Here is a 17,044-nt window from a genome sequence, read left to right as displayed (position 1 = left end):
TTTTAGTTGAATATCTAATTTGCATTTTCTGCAAAAATGTCTATATTTATTGTCTTTAAAACTTCAATAGCTTCTTTTACTGGTAACTTTGGTAACTTAAATTCTTCTAAAAGGACTTTACTAATTTCCTCTGTTGATGATAATGTCTTGACAACTGTTTCACCACTAGAATAGCGAATACCGAATTTATTATTTACTAATGAAACACTTCTTTGTTTACCAGTTTGATATAGTTGGCATCTTAAAATAGACATAAATAGGGCATTAGGCTTATTCGATTTTTCTATCACTTCATGAAAATCACTAACTTTAACTTCTTGTCGCGAATTAAAGTGCCATGTTTTGCCGTTTTGTTTACCATTAGTATAGCGAACATATTTATATCTATTACTTTTTGGCTCTACTGATAATAAATATACTTTATCCTTACCAAAATGAGTTATGTTTTGGATACCATTCTCAAAACAAACTGGTTTAAAAAATGGAGCAGCAGCACCACAGTCAACATAAAAACGTTCATTCTCAATCTTTACTATAATGCCCATGTGTTCATTTCCAAGCATAACATGATAACAATCAAACCCTAACTCCTTCAACAAAAACATTAAGTTAGAGTTTAAAATATAGCATGTTCCTCCAAAGTTGTATTCGCTATAATTCTTAGTAAATTTCTCAAATGAAGGCATTTCAAAATTATTATAATTATGATTTCTAAAATATAGTAGTTTGCTGATATTTTCAAATGGAAATGTATTTAATTGTGCATTACAAATCTGTTCTAAATACTTATATGATGGTTTCTCTAATTGTAAATTAAGATAATTCAAATATTTAATGCTATTGTTTATATTTGTCATTTTTCCTCCCATAAAAGCTTATTTTTATTTATAAATTCGATAGTTTCTTGAACTAACAAGTGCTCCGTTAGTTCAAGAACCCTTACTACTATTTTAACAAAAAATTCCATAAACCTTTGAAAACCTACGGCAAACAAAAGCCAAATAACATCTAAATTAATAGGTATTTTAATACTATTCACCTTATTTACCTTACTATTATCTGGCTCCAATTTATTGTAAATTCATAAATTATTAGCTGTTTTTCTTATTAGTCTCTTCATCATTTATAGAATATATTGTAATTTCAAACATAAAAAGGTATTAATATAATAAAGTGAAACTTCCATCAGTGGAGGTTTTCCTCTTCTCCCACTGATGGTTAGTTAAACCAATCGGGCACTTACTGGCAGTCTATCCCCCACTTACCCTTCTTTGATTCCTCGAAGTCTTGAAGTGAGGGTATTACTGCCAGTTGTTGCGGGATAAAAGGTATGGGAATGACAATTATATTATGGAATAGGGAGCTATTGTTATGTATCAAGTTTATTGTCGAATGTATCAATGGACTTATAAATTTGTTTCTCGTTTTCTCTCTTGGCGTCAGCCTGAATTAATAGAGGGAGAGAATAGTTTAGAGGAACTTTCGAAACTAGTTAAAAATAAAAAGATTAATTGTGCTTTGATTATAACAGACAAAGGAATTACAGATATCGGATTAATTAATGGGTTACTAAAAGGTTTAGAAGAAGTAGAAGTTAATTTCATTGTATATGACAAAACAGTACCCAATCCAACCATTGATAATATTGAAGAAGCATTAAAAATTTATTATGAAAACAATTGTGAGTGCATTATAGCTTTTGGTGGTGGTTCTCCAATCGATTGTGCCAAAGCTGTAGGTGCACGTGTTGCAAGACCTGATAAAACGATCGAACAAATGAAAGGGCAATTAAAAGTTAAAAAGGAGACCCCTCCCCTTTTTGTTGTTCCAACAACATCTGGTACAGGAAGCGAAGCTACAGTTGCCGCGGTCGTATCTGACAGTAAGACACATGAAAAATATGCGATTAATGATACCGTACTTATCCCTGATGTGGCTGTACTTGATCCGATGCTTACTATTAACCTACCGCAGCATATCACGTCAACCACGGGCATGGATGCTTTGACTCATGCGATTGAAGCGTATATTGGCCGAAGTAACACGGATGAAACAAGACGATATAGTATAGAAGCAGTAAAATTAATCTTTGAAAATCTCTATGAGGCTTATTCAAACGGAACAAATGTTGAGGCACGAAAAAAAATGCAGAGAGCGTCCTATTTGGCAGGTATGGCGTTCACTCGTGCGTATGTTGGTAATGTTCACGCTATTGCACACACTCTCGGTGGTTTTTATTCGATCCCCCATGGTTTAGCTAATGCGATCATCCTACCTTATGTTCTGGAGTATTATGGAGATTCAGTTCGCAACGACCTCTCGGAATTAGCTGATCTAGTCGGAATAGGAGAAGAACATGATTCGAAGACACAAAAGGCAAGAAAATTTATAGAAGCTATTAAGAAACTTAACCATGATATGGATATACCGAAAAAAGTAAATGGCATAGTAGATACCGACATTCCACTAATGGTAAAACGAGCATTAAAAGAAGCCAATCCACTTTACCCAGTACCCAAAATTCTCAATCAAAAAGAGATGTTGCAACTCTATCAAATAATAAGAGAATAATAGACTTAAAGTAGATCTATAAATGAATATAGTGCGAGTTCGTTTCTAATAAGGGATAGTCCATCACAATTGATAGCTATCCCTTCATACGAACTTTAAAATTCTTAGGATTTACTCTTTTGTAAACTCTTTTGTGCTTCGGACGGTATCGATTGGACGCACGTATTTTTCAATTTCTTCTCGTCTGTGTTCTAAAAATGGCGGTAACGATAATTTTTCGCCGAGGTTTTCATACGGTTCGTCACCCATAAACCCTGGACCATCGGTAGCAAATTCAAATAAAATTTGTGGAGCGACTCTTGAATATAAAGAACCAAAAAAGAAACGATCGACAAACCCAGATGTTTGAAACCCATAACCACGTAAGCGTGAATCCCACTCCTCTAAAACAGAACGGTCATCCACTCGGAAAGCAGCATGGTGAACTGTTCCAAACCCTTGACGAGCTGGAGGAAGTACAGCGTTATATTCTACTATTACTTGTGCGCCATTTCCTCCCTCCCCCACTTCGAATAAGTGGAACGATCCATCTTGATCAATTTCTTTAAACAATAGAACTTTTTCTAGCATTTCTTTGAAGAAATCAATGTTAGCTACTCGGACGAAAAGTGGTCCTAGACCAGTAATAGCAAATTCTAATGGAATCGGTCCTTTTTGCCATGGGGTACCTGATTCCACACCTTTATTCCATTCATCTGAGATCAACTGATAATGCTGGTCATCAAAATCAACGAAAGATAGTGTCTTTTTACCAAATTGTTCTTTGATGCCTGTATGTTTTATGTCTAAGCGATCAAAACGTTTAACCCAATATTCTAAAGCGGCATCGGTAGGTACACGGAATGATGTTTTATATATTTCGTTTGTACCGTGTACTCCTTTAGGGATACCAGGAAAATCGAAGAACGTCATATCGGTTCCTGCATTCCCTCTATCGTCTGCAAAAAATAAATGATACGTTTGAATATCATCTTGATTAACCGTTTTCTTAACTAAACGCATTCCTAAGACATACGTAAAAAATTCATAGTTCTTTTCCGCACTACTCGTAATTGCTGTTACATGGTGTAATCCTTTTAGCTCGTTCATCTAGTTCTCCTCCAGTATATGGCTAATCTATTATATTTCTTTTTGATATCTTGATTTAAATTATCTTTAATTCGAGATAAATATACCATAAGATTTTTTGCACTGTCAATCCCAAAGTGAGAATTATACATCTTAGTAAGATTATTTCCGATATTTTTGAAACTTATATCAGGACCAACCGTATATTAATTTGAAAGAAGGTGACGTATTTGAAGAAAAAATGGGTTTGTACAGTGATGATATTTGCCTTATTTTTGTTATTCCCCTACCCTATTTTTGCAGTAGATTATTCGATTTCAAATGTAGACATTAACGCTTACCTTCAGGATAACGGCCTTGTTGAAGTAGAAGAAACTTTTACATATGAATTCGATGGAGAATTTAATGGAATCATCCGTGAAATTGTTCCTAAAGAAGGTACTGCCATTACACAATTTTCTGCTTCAGAAGGAGGAAAGACATTAGTCGTTGATCATGAAGACCACCTATTCCGGGTTCACCGCCAAGGAAAAGATGAAATAATTATGGTGACTTTACATTATACGATTGAAAATGGTGTAGAGATCTATCAAGATATTGCACAGTTTTATTGGCCGTTTTTCGATAAACGAAATCAATCAACCTACGAGAAACTATCGATCACGGTTCATCCTCCAGAACCAACGAGTGACGTCATTGCCTTTGGATACGATGAGGCTTTTAATAAAGAAATGATTCAACCTGATGGGTCTGTACGATTTGATTATGGTACAGTTCCAAGTAGCAGTAATGGTGACATCCGAGTCGCTTATGATCAATCTCTATTTTTGACCAGTAGTCAACCCATAAATAAGTTAATGAAAGACGAAGTTCTAAATGCACAAGAAGAGTTAATCATGAAAGCTGAATCACGTGTTGCGAAACGTGATAGTTTAATTACGATTGCCAACATCGGGATTCCTGTTTTTACTATTATTCTACTACTTCTCTTCATTAAAGATTGGATCAAGGTCCGTAATAAAAGATTAGCGATCCAACGAGAAGGATCAATATTTAAGTCCTTACCCAAGCAAATGTTAAGCTTACCAGCTACGATTTATTTTACTAACCATAAACAGCTTCCCCCTCAAGCGATGGCTGCAGGGTTACTTGATTTGGTACGACAGGGCTATGTAAAAAAAGTGTCTGATCACTGCTTTAAATTGATCGAACGAAATACTAATTTATTGCATGAAAAATTGTTAATCACTTGGTTGTTTGAAAAAATGGGTGGAAATGGTGAGTTTTGTTTTAGCGATTTAAAATCCTATACCAAAAAGAAGAAAAATCATGATAAATACTCTATGTTTCAAACGAGTTGGATGCATGCTGTAAGAAAAGAAGTTAATGAATATTCTCTATATGAAAATAAATCAAAATACCGAATAGCCATTGGTGTTTCCAGTTTAATCTTACTTCCGTTTATTATTCTATTCCCTATCTTTGGCCTGTTTGGCCCACTTCTTGCGACCGTCATATTGTTCTTTACCACAATCATCTACGCCATTGCGTATATGCCTAAGACTTATGAAGGTTTGAGGATTGCTAACGAATGGAAAGAGTTTAGAAACCGTTTTAACGTGATTACACAATCAGATTGGGAACAGTGGTCAGAAGATGAGCGAATGCGCGCTTATATTTACGGACTAGGAATAAATCAAAAATCATTAGTGAAAAAAAACGAAGAATTAACCAAAGCTTTCACACCACCACATCGAACGGTTGACCATAACCAAACAGCAGATATGTCTTCGTTTGTCTACATTGGGCCTATGGCATCTTCAAATTTTCATTCGGCTTCTCAATCAGCAGCAAGCACGACTAGCAGTGGAAGCTCTAGTTCGAGTAGTGGAACTGGTGGCGGCGGTGGTGGGTCAGGTGCTTTTTGAGAATTAAAATAATCTAAAGTATCATCTATTTATTGCAATACAAAAGGCTTGAGAATCCTCAAGCCTTTTGTTAATTTCGGGTATTGGTCTATACTGCTAATTGACAGAAATACCATTCGGGTAAGAACCAACATCTAGTCGAAGACTTTTTCTAACGTCTGTAAATCATACGCGACCACTTTTTCTTCTTTGTGCTCATCATGACCGTGTTCTTCGTTTTCATCAGAGTCGTGGCTATGTCTGTGCCCAGCGTCATCACCATGTCCATGGGGTGGATTAATCGTTACCCATAATAATTGTGATTCCTTATTTATTTCTAGATTATGTGCTTGTCCTTCTAGCTGAATTTTTTCATGTCTTTCTTCAGGAAAATAAATGATCGAAAGGGTTTCTTCTCTTTCATTGGCCACTGCGACAATGTACTCCTCCTCGATATCATCCTTCACCATATCCACTTTTTGATTTGCAATTTCTTTTTCAGAAACCTCTTGCCTATTTTCTTCACTATTTGTATCTGTACTCACTGTAGTACCTTGCTCGCCGCATGCAACAAGGAAAAATACTCCTAATAACAGAAGTAAATACCCGATGTTCGTTTTTAGTGTCATTCATATCCCCTCCTATGTTTTTACAATACTAAGTATAAGAGTGGATTATTTGAATCAAAGTGATTTCCATCACAAATCCATTTTCTTTTTTTTGCATGTTCAATTGATTGTCTTACTTTTTGCATGGTTTCTGAATATTTTTATAGTAAAGATTACTAGTGTTGCATAAAACTGCATTCTATAAGTTAGAATATTCTGTATTTTGCACTTCGTGGCAAATGAGCTAAAAAGACAACACCAAGCGAAAGGTGGTACTGTCCATTTGGTAAAATTATACATTTAGTTCTTAAGTGACGGTCAGCTAGTAAAGTTCTTACGGAATCCCTTTGGGACTAATATAACTGAACCATACATGGACTGGCCGCCATAAAGTTCTCTTCAACCATCGAGTGATCTGTAAAAGTGTTTGCTTACTTTTGATTTCTAGTTGGATAAGTACACTAAGGCAGTACGTAATCAGTCCTAAAAACAGTTGATTGTGAACTGCTTCTTCACTATAACCAAAAAAAGTTTTAATTTTTACGTGCTGTTTTAACCATTTGAAAAAGAGCTCAATTGCCCACCTTGAACGGTATAGATCTCCAATTTCTTCAGCTGTTAAATCGAAGCGATTGGTAATCAAGCGTAGTAATTGTCCTTTTGAATCAACGGTTTCAATAATACGAAACACATTTTCACATCGCTTTTGTGTTGTGCCGATATAGGCCATTTTGTCTGATGTTACTGGGCTACCTTCTGGAATGTTAAACGTTTCAATCTCTCGAATAACTGCGTTTTTCTTTAGTCTGGATAGGAAAAAGATACCATCATCTGTATAACGATCAAATCGTTCATAATCAACATACCCGCGGTCAAACACGTACATGGCGTCTTTATCATCAACGAGTATTTCAAGTTGGTTTCGGTCGTGTTCCGAAGCATCTGTGATAATGGCTTTTTCTGGGTATGCCAATTCCTGATCCACGTAAACTAACCTAAGGTGAAGTTTTACGCCAGCTTTAGTCTTTCGAAATTTGGCCCACTGACAACGAGTAAGATTGAGTGGCATCGTACTAGAGTCAATGATTTTAATCGGTCGGATGGCTTTTCGTTTTTCTGTCTTGAGGTGAATCAGACGTACAAGTTCAAGAAAGATAGTTGATAAAAACTCAGGGTCTATCGCTCTATTCTTACGAGAAAGCTGAGAGACACTGATTGATTTAAATCCAAGTTCTTTCTGTAACTTCTCATCAGCCAGTGCTGTATTAAGATCATGGAGACTTTCCATTTGATTTAAGTGAGCATAAAGAAAAAGCTTAGTAAAAGAGAGTGTTTTTAGCTTCTTTGTGTACTTATCAAGTTGATACTTTTCAACTTGTTCATCAAAAAGTTTTATATTTATGGGCGCAACCCATTTACCAAATGAAGATAATCGTGTATTCTTGTCCATAGCTGATATCCTTTACTTTTGGATTTGGACAGGAACCACCTGTACTTCCATTGTAAAGGATTTTTTTGTATCCAAATCAATCAATAATTGAAGATTTATAGTATTTTAAATATTTCGTTTCTTTTAATGCAACACTAGTGAGTAAAGATGAAAGTTCAAAAAAATGAACCCCCAACAATGGATTGAGGATTCTACAAAATGTTATCTAGTACTAATTGTAACGGTTACTTTAAAAAGGTCCCCATCTAAATCGATATCTAACTGACCATTGTGAAGGTCTACAATTGATTTGGCTATAGCAAGCCCAAGTCCAGAACCATCGGTATATCTTGATGTGTCACCTCGCTTAAACCGTTCAAACAATTCATCAATATTCTCACCAAGTTCATATTTTGTAACATTTTTAAAAGTAATTATTACCTCATCTTTTTTCGTTTGTAATGAAATGTAGACTCTTGTATGTTCTAGTGAGTATTTAACAATATTTCCAATAAGGTTATCAAATACACGCCACATTTTTTGTCCGTCAACCACAACATAAACAGGTGTATCAGGTTTGTTAACTCGTAATTGTATTGTAGATTGCTCAAATGTCTCACTATATTCTGCTAATGCTTGCTGCAACAGTTGGACAATATCTATTCTTTCTTTTACAAGGTCGATATTACCACTGGCCATTTTTGAAGCTTCAAATAAATCATCAATCAGTACTTTGAGTCGCTTTGACTTGCGATCAATAATTTCAACATACGATTGTTGATCTTCATTTAAATCTACTGTTCCTTTCAATAGTTCAGTATACGTAATGATCGAAGTTAAAGGCGTCCGTAAATCATGACTAACATTAGTAATTAATTCTGTTTTTAACCGCTCACTTTTCGCTTGCTCTTTTTGTGATATTTTCACGCCTTGTTTAATGGTATTAATATCAGCAGCAAGTTTAGCAAATACAGATCTCCCTTTTATTGGTAGATCTTGAGTAAAATTTCCGTTAGCAACTTGATTAACATCATTCATAATTTTATTAAGGTAAGCAACTTTGAGCACGATAAATAGTAATATGAAGGAACAAAGAGCTAAAAACGCAAGAATAAACAATGGTAAAAGGTGTGGCTTTAATACAGATAAAACGAAAGCGAATGCTAAACTCCCACCGATAAATAAGATCAATACAATGAGTTGATAACCCAAGCTTCTAACGAGAAACAGTTCATGAACTAGGTTACTAGCTTTTTGAAAACAATAATAAACAACGGTTTTCTTCCATTCTAATTTTCCATTTTGAATTTTTTTCATTTCTTGTAGCAGAAACTTCCCTTGTCCAACCGTCAGTGTTAATAATAATGCTGAAAATACTAAAGCAATAACGCTCTCTTTAATAATATAAAATACATTATGGTCAAAATAGCTATTCACATTAAAGGACAATAAAACGGTGAGGGTAATGATTACACTCACAAGAAAACTAATAATTTTAATATCTAGCGGAATACGGTCATAATATGGTTTCCACTGGTCAAACGAGATTTTCTCAGCAATGTTCGCCTTTTTATAAAAATACAAACTTAAAGCAAAAATGAGTACGCTAGATAGTAAGTACAATAATAAAGCGATATGCTTTTGCTTGTGGTTATAATATTGCTGGACGATTGGATTTGAAGATTGTGTAGCTTTAGAAACACCAATATGACCCGAATATGCTGCCTTTTCATCAGAAAAAACAGAGTGATCTAGACCCTCAACATAACCGAAGCGAAAAATATAATTGTCGTTTGAAACGAAGTATCCATTATCAGATGTTGGATAAGAACGAATAAATAACATCTGCTCTTTGTTCATGACGTCTTCTACCACATCATTTTCGCTGAGATTCGTATAAACCTTACCCGTAACTGCGTCCGTTAAATAATAAGTAAACATGCTTTTGTATTGTAAAAAACGTGGTCGCTCTATTTCAATCTCTTTAAAATGCTCATCGATTTGCTGTTCTTTTTCGGCTATTATTTTTTCGCGAACATGGTCGTCATCTTGGAAATTTTTCGTAATGTCCTTCACTTTCCGATATCTTTCTGTAATATAAATCTCTGCAATTTCTTCATTATCTTCAGCAAGTGCTTGTTGGATTTGATCTTCATACTGATCGGTAATACTTTCTACTTGTTCTGTTAAGTTACCGTAGCGGTATCTGTGCTCTTCTATTTCTTGGTCGGTTACAGAAATGGCATTTTTCATCTCTTCTTTTGTAACTTCGCTAAGTTCAAAAAAGCTTAAATAATCGATAAAGTCATTAAACTGTTCTTCAAATTGATGGGTCTGAAAGTAATCACTTTTTAAATAGTCAGTTTCATAAGGTAATATAGAAGCTCCGGTATAAAGTCCTTTTACACCGTACGTAAATAATAAGAGCCAAATGATAACAATGATTCTATTTTTCCATTTTGTATCCAATACCCCATACCACCTTTAAATATCTTGGATTTTTAGGATCGATTTCTATTTTTTCACGAATTTTTCTTATATGAACAGCGACCGTATTTTCCGCATTATAACTAGGTTCTTTCCAAACTCGTTCATAAATATCAAGGATGGAAAACACCCGTCCAGCATTTGTCATGAGCAGCTCACAAATTTTGTATTCTAACGGAGTTAATTTAACAACTTCACCGTGAGCGGTCACTTCTTTCGCTTCGGGATCTAAAGTTAGCCCATTCAAATTGATTGTTTTAGAAATGCCTTCGTACGTTCCGAGTGACATATACCTTCTCAAATGTGATTTAACTCTAGCGATAAGTTCCAGCGGATTAAACGGTTTGGTTACATAATCATCCGCACCCACTTGAAGACCTAAAATTTTATCAGTGCTCTCACTTTTTGCACTTAAAATAATAATGGGAATGTTTTTTTCCTCGCGAATTTTAAATGCAGTGGAAATACCATCAAGTCGTGGCATCATAATATCTAGTAAAATAAGGTGGATGGAATGTTCATGGAGCTTTTCAATCGCTTCAATCCCGTCTTGCGCTTTTATCACGGTAATTCCTTCATTTTTTAAGTAAATTTCAATTGCATCTCGAATTTCTTTTTCATCATCAACAACGAGTATGTTATATGGATTCATCTTCTCTCACTCTCCTTTCTGTAGTATATCATTTCATTTTCTTAAACTATCATCATTGTAGTTAGAAAACCTTAACATTCTCTTAGGAAAAATCTTAAGGTTTTCTTAAGTTTTCTTTTTTAACGTAATCAGAGACTAAATGAACGGTATTCCTCTAGCTAGGATAATAGAAACAACAAAAAGCTGACCCGAAAGGTTGTAGAAAACCTATTGGGTCAGCTCTGTTTTTATTTACGAATAAGAACACTGTTTGTGTTTAGTTCTTTTAACCTGTTTAAGGCTTGACTATTATTATGTGCTGGATGTCCATGTAACCAATCTTGTCTATTCGCGTTGTTTGGCAGATTTTCCTTCTTTTGTTTTTTTCCGTTAGTACTAGGATGTTCAGTTTCATTCATTTCGTAGCTTAATGTCGTTAATATCAAGGTTGAATTAGCATCAGGCTCACCGTGAACAGAAACCGATAACTCAACAGAATACTCCATTCCAGGCTCAAGGTTAGATAGTGTGTACTGAGTTTCATCTAGCTCCAATATTTCAACCTGTTTGCCATCTAAATAAACTTCAGTATGCATAATCCCACCAACGCCATCTCCAATGTGCTTTATTTCCCATTCAAGAGTAACGGATGTTTCAGTTATTTGTTTATCTTTAACATCAAGCGAAAAGTAGTCCTCTGTGCTTACCCAAACACCCTGTTCCTTAAGTTGCTCGATGATTGCACCTGTTTCGGAGTCTATTGTCAGATCTGCCCCAGTATTTGCTAATCGTACATACATAAGATTTTCAAGATCAAGGAGGGTTGTAATATCATCAATCGGATTATGACTAATATTAACAGCCTCTATATGAGGGTGATCTTGTAAAAAAGATAGGTCTTCTAATTTCAGACCAGATAAATTGATCTGTCGTAAATTAGTAAACCTTTTTAATTCATCCAAATCTTCCACTTTTGAATAACTAATATTTAAGTGAGTAAGTTCAGAGGTAACATGTTCTAACGAGCTAACATTAGAATGGATAATAGTTAACGTTTTTAGGCTTTCTTAATTCCGACAAAGGACTAAGATCTGTAAGTTCGCTTTCTCTAAGTTCTAAATGCCTTAACTGACTTAATTCTTTGAGCGGACTTAAATCAGTGATACGATTATTCCATAAAAATAAATCTTCTAAATTTGCAGCTTTCTCTAAACCTGTTAAATCTTCAATTCCTCTGTAATTTCCATAAAGGTAAGTGAGACGCTCCAAATCACTTTCATATAATTCACGGTCGTCAATACTTAATTGTTCTTTTAACAATTGTTCTAAATTTTGATCGGGTATGTTAACAATCTCACCAGATGGTGGTGATGTTGTCGTAAATTTGTCGTAGTGTTCTCCAATTACCTGACCGTCTTGATCTAATGCCTGGACTAAAAGAGTGTAATCACGATTTGCCGCTAAATTTTTAAACCTGTGTGATTGTTCAGCAGCATCGACTGTAGCAACTTTTTCATCTTCAAGAAATAATGCGACTTTCGTGATGGATGAAGGATACGACCAATTGACAGTTGCCGAACTTTCCGTTTCATTTGTGATATAAACGTTATACGTAAAATGAGTATAATGTTGTCCTATATAGTGTCCGATCGCTTCCTCGTTTTGGTTAATGACACTTAGTTCAATAACATACATGTGGTCTCGATTAAGATTATCGAAAGTATATGAATTGGTGTCCAAAGCTAGTTGATCGATGAGTTTTCCATTTAAGAATAGCTCGTATTGACTAGCACCTTCAAAGTGATGTGACCACTCGATAACAATAGTATCAAAACTGTCCTCTGATGAGACATTTAAACCATTCGTTATAGAGTTATCAAAGTATACATCAACACCATTTGCTAACAATGTCCTTATGCTAGTTTGATTTGAAGCCTGGGAATAATCAATCGGGTTATATAAAAATACGCTAGTGATGTTAGTGATTAGTTCTAGACCACTTATATCCACTAACTGATTTTGACCTAAGTCTACGTTCCTTAGCTGTTCTAAATTAATGATAGGAGTTAAATCGGAAATTTCGTTTCCGTAGGCATACAGCCATTGCAGATTACGAGCACATTGTAGTCCCATTAAATCCCTGATGCCTTGACTGGAAATATGTAAATAATATAATTCTTCCATATCAACTTCTTTGATACCCCGATTATAAATTCCTAATTCGTTACGAACCGCTTGCTCAAGGCTCGAGTCCATAAATTCTACTTCATCCTCAGTGCTAGCCGCCCCTGAAGTTTTAAAAGTTTTCTCACCTACTGCTTTACTGACCCTATCACGGTCAAACCCTTCTACTTTCACTGTATATTCTTTAGATGGTTGTAAATAAGTTAGTTCGAATACAGTATCTTGATCCCCATGAAAGCTTTCTAGTTCTTGTCCATCTAAATATAAAACATATTGATCATAATATGCTTCAGTTAACCATGAAATGATAGCAGTGTCATCAGTAACTTCTTTAATACTTACATCGATAGGAAGAAGTTCTCCTTCAAAATCTTCATTTCCATATTCGACACTTACACCTTGATCCTCTAACCTATTTATAACATCTAACGCCGTAACGGCTCGATCATCCGTGAAGTCAAGAGGATTATTAAGCAATGAAACAAACTGTAACTTCGGTAATTCTATAAGAACTTCAATATAGTTGATATTATTATTAACTCAACTTTCTCAGACTGAAATAGGCAGGTACGCCTTGATATAGCTAGGCAAGCCCGCAATCCAATGTTGTAATTGACTTTTAATTAATTTTTGTATCTTTTTATTGCTCCTTTTCAAGGTATCTTCAAGGAGCTCGATTAATTGCTGTAGAGCGACAGCCCAATCGAGATCACTAATTTCATCACAAAGTTCATAGAAGATTCCACCTAACGTTCGTTCATCTGTACTACATCTATTTTGCCAGGACAACACGATATATCTTGCAAAGACTATCGTTGTATGACTGATTAGGGAATCGTACGAACGACCTTGAAACTCCTTTTGGAGTTTTAATATGGATTTTGTTGTTTTGAAAAAGACTTCAATATCCCACCGTATACCATAAATACGGATGATTTCTTTATCACTTAGCGTACAGTCGGTACTCAAAATGGCTAGCCACTCACTCTTTTTATTGCGATTTCGAACAAAGACTACTTTGACTGGTACACCATTCGCTTGGGTAGTATGGATGGAACGAAGGAGCCCTTTCTTTCCTTTGACTGGTGTAGCTATACGATAGAGTTCATTTAGGCTAACACGCTCATCTTTTACGAGGTAACGCTGCTTCAAATTCTTAACCATACCTATCACGTCTAGTCCTTGTTCTTTGATATTCTTAATGAGCGGTTGATGGGTAAACCAACTATCCATCAACACATAAGAGGCATCGATCCCAGCCTGCATGGCGCGTTTAATCATATCAGGCATCTGTTCTGGTGCTGCTTGAAGGGCTTCAAGACGCCGCTTATACCCAGAGCTACGCTTGTCTATCTTGTCAGATATTCCGTTGATCTGGCTCTTTTTAGAACTTAATAAAGAAAAGTCAACTGGGATGAATGTGGCCCCATCTGACCAACCAAGAGTAAGCATTCGAAATCCTTTAAAGAAGCGCACTTTCTGAGAAGAGTGATCGTGACAACGCGCTAAGAGTTCTACTGATTTACTCCGATTGCGATCATAAGAAGAATCATCAAAAATAAGCACTTTTGGACGATTATGGTTCGTTAGCTTAGTTACCTTCCCAATTGTGTAAGCACTGAGATTAAGCAAAAACCTTCTCCATGCAAATGTAGACTGATTCAAGAAACGATAGACCGTATCTTTGGCAGGGAAATCGGTAGATTTTTTACTATCAAGGGTTCTAAACCAGTTCTTGTTTTCAAAGATCAAACAAAAAATCAATTTAAATAGGTAGGCACAAGAAAAGCCAAAAGACTTTGTAATACCAGCTTTTCTTAAATGTTTTAGTACCTTTAATTCTTTAAATGTGGATGTTAATTCATTTGGTAGTTGCTTATTTTGGTCATTATTCGCTATCATATAGGAGACACCTCTTCTGTATGGTTATGTGATTCTAGACAAATCAACTATACCAAACGTTGAGGTGTTTTTTTATGCATTTTTTTCCTGTCAATGACCATACTTCAACGGTTACTAGCCTTACAGCTAGTTAAACGAATCACATTTTTCTAGGTGCGAAAGTTGAGTGATTAACAACAGAAAGATGCTCCAACTGTTTTAAATGGGCTAGAGAATCGAGCGTAGTTAATTCGTTTCCACTTAAATTCAATCTCTTTAATTCTGTTAAGCTTTCTAATGGTTGTATATTTGCTATTTGATTATTGGGTAGATTAAAAAATGTTAAGTTTTGTGCGTACTCGATGCCAGTTAGGTCGAAAATCCCCCTGTTTCCTGCGTCTAAAATACTTAATTTCTCCATATCGGATGTTCTTATCGAACGGTCGCCAATCCCTAAATTCTCTACAATTGATAAATAAAAATTACGATCAGGAATCTCGACAATATCTCCAGTCGGCTCATCCCATGTACTAAAAGAATGAGAGACTTCCTCTATGACCTTATCATTTCGATCATAAGCTGCAAATTTTACCTCGTAAGTAGTTCCAGGATCCAAATTACGAAAGGAGTAGCTCCCTTCTTGAAAATCGGAATCTACTAGTATTAATTCATTGTCCAAAAACAGCTTATAACGGTTACTGATTTGACTGCTATAATCTGTATAAAATTTTACCGTTGCCGAACGTTCTGTTACTTTTGATATATCCAACCAAATCATAGCTTCATATTCTTCCAAATCATCCATTTGGATATATTTCCCATCTTTATCTGTTGAAGCTTGTACAGATGAAAGTTGAATGAGGAAAGACTGAGAAATTAGTAAACCAACTATGAAGACTACAAATAATGCTTTGCTTTGTTTCAATGTACTTTGCCCCTTTCCATATTAACAATTGGCGATGTTCATATTTTTTGAAACATTCTTTGTCGGAATTTAAAAAATACATCATTCACTGTCCATACACTTTACTCCCATTTACCGACAGTTCTAGTAACAAAAAAAAGACTCAAAAAACATCAATATATTTCGCTCCCCTAAATATTATACTTTAAAAATGTGGGATATTTTTTGGTAATGTTTCACAAGTTATTATACAAAGTAAAGTGGTTGGAAGAGACAACCGACACGGTAAAAAAGTAAACTCCTAGATTACGACCTATTAAATAAAAATCATACCCATGATAAGGAAGATAGTAGAAAAAGTACTAAGACAATTAAAATATATTTCTTCAATATTTCTTCATTAAAACATGGTAAAATAGATATCTATACTATGAATTAGGAGGACAATGATGGGGAAACGATTATTGTTATTTGTTTTAACAAACATACTAGTTCTGACGACAATTGTGATCGTCTGGTCAATAATTACAATGTATACAGACATTGGTGGTCCGTTTGATACGGGGGGGCCTGGGTTAGGAATTGATTTCATCGGGTTAGGAGTCTTTAGTATACTCGTAGGTTTCACAGGTTCATTTATCTCTTTGGCGATGTCAAGATGGATTGCCAAGAAAATGATGAAAGTCAATGTGCTTGATCCAAATGGTTCATTATCTGCACAAGAACGTAGCGTTGTTGAAAAAGTTCATCGTCTATCACGTGCAGCTGGCTTGACGCATATGCCTGAGGTTGGAATCTATCAATCTCCTGAGGTGAATGCATTTGCGACAGGTCCTTCGAAAAAACGATCACTCGTTGCAGTTTCATCGGGCCTTCTTAATGTTATGGATGACGATGCGGTTGAAGGTGTTATTGCTCATGAGGTGGCACATGTAGCAAACGGTGATATGGTGACGATGACGTTGCTGCAAGGTGTTGTAAACACATTTGTTGTCTTCTTCTCCCGAATCGCAGCGATTCTCGTATCGCGGTTAGTGCGATCAGAAATGCAGGTTATTGTCCGTTTTGCAGCTATTATTATTTTCCAAATTCTATTCTCTATTCTTGGAAGCCTTGTGGTTATGGCATTCTCTCGTTATCGGGAATTCCACGCAGACCGTGGTGGTGCGGATTTAGCAGGGCGTGATAAAATGGCTCATGCGCTTCGATCATTAAAAGCGTACGTCGATCGTGCTAATGTAAGTGACCGAACGGACGACTCAGCTATCCAAACGATGAAGATCAGTGGTAAAGGCGGAGTAATGAAACTATTCTCCTCTCACCCTGATTTAGATGAAAGAATTAGACGTTTGGAACAACGTTAATAGGATCGAT

General features: G+C 35.5%; 14 protein-coding genes. 3 read left to right on the top strand and 11 right to left on the bottom strand.

Translation table 11 applies throughout. The features are described 5' to 3' along the window. Positions 1 to 14: 14 nt before the first annotated feature. A complete protein-coding gene (locus BK574_RS05705; RefSeq protein ID WP_078427879.1) occupies positions 15 to 857 on the bottom strand; it encodes an arylamine N-acetyltransferase in 843 nt (280 codons plus the stop codon). Next, the gene (locus BK574_RS27355) at positions 854 to 1,039 is read right to left on the bottom strand and encodes a hypothetical protein (RefSeq protein ID WP_078427878.1); all 186 of its coding nucleotides are present in this window, start codon (positions 1,037 to 1,039) and stop codon (positions 854 to 856) included. Before BK574_RS27355 ends, BK574_RS05705 begins: the two co-directional genes overlap by 4 nt. 332 nt (positions 1,040 to 1,371) lie before the next feature. On the opposite strand from BK574_RS27355, the gene BK574_RS05695 reads away from it, so the two are divergent. Continuing rightward, positions 1,372 to 2,571 (top strand): iron-containing alcohol dehydrogenase, encoded by a 1,200-nt coding sequence (locus BK574_RS05695; protein WP_078427877.1) that lies wholly within the window; start codon positions 1,372 to 1,374, stop codon positions 2,569 to 2,571. A 111-nt stretch (positions 2,572 to 2,682) separates the two neighbouring features. On the opposite strand, the gene BK574_RS05690 is transcribed toward BK574_RS05695, so the two are convergent. Further along, complete coding sequence (locus tag BK574_RS05690; protein WP_078427876.1) at positions 2,683 to 3,660, bottom strand: ring-cleaving dioxygenase; 978 nt, start codon at positions 3,658 to 3,660, stop codon at positions 2,683 to 2,685. A gap of 209 nt (positions 3,661 to 3,869) precedes the next feature. Between BK574_RS05690 and BK574_RS05685 the strand changes: the two genes are divergently transcribed. Then, entirely contained in the window at positions 3,870 to 5,567 is a 1,698-nt protein-coding gene (locus BK574_RS05685; RefSeq protein WP_078427875.1) for a DUF2207 domain-containing protein, read from the top strand. Positions 5,568 to 5,701: 134 nt separating this feature from the next. On the opposite strand, the gene BK574_RS05680 is transcribed toward BK574_RS05685, so the two are convergent. The 8 genes from BK574_RS05680 to BK574_RS05645 all read right to left on the bottom strand — a co-directional run bounded on the left by BK574_RS05680 (position 5,702) and on the right by BK574_RS05645 (position 15,691). Then, entirely contained in the window at positions 5,702 to 6,175 is a 474-nt protein-coding gene (locus BK574_RS05680; RefSeq protein ID WP_078427874.1) for a hypothetical protein, read from the bottom strand. A gap of 313 nt (positions 6,176 to 6,488) precedes the next feature. After that, complete coding sequence (locus BK574_RS05675) at positions 6,489 to 7,604, bottom strand: IS4 family transposase (protein WP_078427739.1); 1,116 nt, start codon at positions 7,602 to 7,604, stop codon at positions 6,489 to 6,491. 201 nt (positions 7,605 to 7,805) lie between these two features. Continuing rightward, positions 7,806 to 10,052: a sensor histidine kinase gene (locus BK574_RS05670; protein ID WP_078427873.1), complete on the bottom strand. Its 2,247-nt coding sequence runs from the start codon at positions 10,050 to 10,052 to the stop codon at positions 7,806 to 7,808. Further along, the gene (locus tag BK574_RS05665) at positions 10,030 to 10,722 is read right to left on the bottom strand and encodes a response regulator transcription factor (RefSeq protein ID WP_078427872.1); all 693 of its coding nucleotides are present in this window, start codon (positions 10,720 to 10,722) and stop codon (positions 10,030 to 10,032) included. The genes BK574_RS05670 and BK574_RS05665 overlap by 23 nt, the downstream gene beginning before the upstream one ends. Before the next feature lie 227 nt (positions 10,723 to 10,949). Then, positions 10,950 to 11,672 (bottom strand): fibronectin type III domain-containing protein, encoded by a 723-nt coding sequence (locus tag BK574_RS05660; protein WP_218970542.1) that lies wholly within the window; start codon positions 11,670 to 11,672, stop codon positions 10,950 to 10,952. Positions 11,673 to 11,733: 61 nt separating this feature from the next. Next, positions 11,734 to 13,362, bottom strand: coding sequence for a fibronectin type III domain-containing protein (locus BK574_RS05655; RefSeq protein ID WP_078427870.1), 1,629 nt, complete (start codon positions 13,360 to 13,362; stop codon positions 11,734 to 11,736). Positions 13,363 to 13,434: 72 nt separating this feature from the next. Further along, a complete protein-coding gene (locus BK574_RS05650; protein WP_078427869.1) occupies positions 13,435 to 14,787 on the bottom strand; it encodes an IS4 family transposase in 1,353 nt (450 codons plus the stop codon). Positions 14,788 to 14,926: 139 nt separating this feature from the next. Next, the gene (locus BK574_RS05645) at positions 14,927 to 15,691 is read right to left on the bottom strand and encodes a fibronectin type III domain-containing protein (protein WP_078427868.1); all 765 of its coding nucleotides are present in this window, start codon (positions 15,689 to 15,691) and stop codon (positions 14,927 to 14,929) included. A 428-nt stretch (positions 15,692 to 16,119) separates the two neighbouring features. On the opposite strand from BK574_RS05645, the gene htpX reads away from it, so the two are divergent. Beyond that, positions 16,120 to 17,034, top strand: a complete 915-nt coding sequence (gene htpX, locus BK574_RS05640) for a protease HtpX (protein ID WP_078427867.1) — start codon at positions 16,120 to 16,122, stop codon at positions 17,032 to 17,034. Positions 17,035 to 17,044: the final 10 nt, after the last annotated feature.

The organism is Alkalihalobacterium alkalinitrilicum (assembly GCF_002019605.1).
Taxonomy (GTDB): Bacteria; Bacillota; Bacilli; order Bacillales; family Bacillaceae_F; genus Alkalihalobacterium; species Alkalihalobacterium alkalinitrilicum.
This window is presented reverse-complemented; position numbering and strand designations above follow the sequence as displayed.

What these genes read in the sequence shown, in the direction of transcription:
- BK574_RS05705 (WP_078427879.1), bottom strand. Translation starts at nt 857, where the DNA reads ATGACAAATATAAACAATAGCATTAAATATTTGAATTATCTTAATTTA.
- BK574_RS05695 (WP_078427877.1), top strand. Translation starts at nt 1,372, where the DNA reads ATGTATCAAGTTTATTGTCGAATGTATCAATGGACTTATAAATTTGTT.
- BK574_RS05690 (WP_078427876.1), bottom strand. Translation starts at nt 3,660, where the DNA reads ATGAACGAGCTAAAAGGATTACACCATGTAACAGCAATTACGAGTAGT.
- BK574_RS05680 (WP_078427874.1), bottom strand. Translation starts at nt 6,175, where the DNA reads ATGACACTAAAAACGAACATCGGGTATTTACTTCTGTTATTAGGAGTA.
- BK574_RS05675 (WP_078427739.1), bottom strand. Translation starts at nt 7,604, where the DNA reads ATGGACAAGAATACACGATTATCTTCATTTGGTAAATGGGTTGCGCCC.
- BK574_RS05665 (WP_078427872.1), bottom strand. Translation starts at nt 10,722, where the DNA reads ATGAATCCATATAACATACTCGTTGTTGATGATGAAAAAGAAATTCGA.
- BK574_RS05650 (WP_078427869.1), bottom strand. Translation starts at nt 14,787, where the DNA reads ATGATAGCGAATAATGACCAAAATAAGCAACTACCAAATGAATTAACA.
- htpX (WP_078427867.1), top strand. Translation starts at nt 16,120, where the DNA reads ATGGGGAAACGATTATTGTTATTTGTTTTAACAAACATACTAGTTCTG.